Origin of the sequence: Prevotella sp. AM34-19LB (assembly GCF_003468525.1) — a bacterium.
In the GTDB taxonomy this organism is placed as follows: Bacteria; Bacteroidota; Bacteroidia; order Bacteroidales; family Bacteroidaceae; genus Prevotella.
The window spans coordinates 1-905 of record NZ_QSIG01000128.1 but is presented as its reverse complement, the minus strand read 5'-3'; the positions used below and the strand labels follow the sequence as shown (position 1 = coordinate 905).

At 50.9% G+C, this 905-nt stretch carries 1 protein-coding gene and 1 pseudogene; both read left to right on the top strand.

The genetic code is table 11. The features are described 5' to 3' along the window. Positions 1 to 372, top strand: a pseudogene (locus tag DW830_RS16830) (hypothetical protein); the annotation flags it as partial. Continuing rightward, the coding region (locus DW830_RS15525; protein ID WP_410524536.1) for a Mu transposase domain-containing protein at positions 294 to 905 on the top strand (612 nt) is incomplete at its 3' end. The pseudogene DW830_RS16830 and the gene DW830_RS15525, both read left to right, overlap by 79 nt.

The window sequence follows — 905 nt, the reverse complement described above, 5'->3', positions numbered from 1 at the left end:
GAATATGTGTCAGACTTGTCGCATAACCGCTACCTCACCATTCAAGCCCTGCACGAGTCATACAAGAAGGAGCATCCCGACGGATATGGATACACCCAGTTCAAGAAGTCAATCCGTGAGTATCAGTACTCACACAACCTCAGCTTCCATAACACCTATATTCCTGGGGAAGAGATGCAGATTGACTTCGCCGGCGATGCCCTGTGGCTTACCGACCCGAAAACAGGTAAACTAACCAAGGTTGTCGTCTTGGTCTGTATCCTGCCATACAGCGGCTTGGGATTTGCCAAGCTATGTACAACGCTTCCATGGAGAACTTCTTCGGCGGTATATCCGATGCCTTCTCTTACTTCGGCGGAACAACTCGCATAGCCAAGAGTGACAACATGAAGCAGTGGGTGAAGAAATACGACCGCTACGAGCCAGCGTTCAATGATGCTGCCGTGGAATGGGCTGCCTACTACGATACATCCCTCCAAACCTGCAGGGTTCGCACTCCGAGGGACAAAGGTCCAGTCGAGGGACTCGTCCAAAAGACATACAATGCCGTCTACGCTCTGCTACATGACGAGGTGTTTTACAATCTTCTGAGTATGAATACCCGTATCTATGAGTTGATGGACGGCTTCAATGAAAAGCCGTCCAGAACGACAGGGAGAAGCAGACGTGACATCTTCGAGGCGGAAGAGCAACCAACGTTGGGTAAGCTGCCCATGACTCCATACCGCTTCAGATATCGCAAGGAGGTGAAACTGTCCGGGACCTATCACGTCATGGTTGATAAGCACAACTATAGCGTGCCATACCAGTATGTCGGGCAAAAGGTGAGCGTACTGTGGGACTTAGATACCGTGGAGGTTTACTCCGGGAGTTCTCGCATAGCCATCCATCAGCGTCGCCAAGGA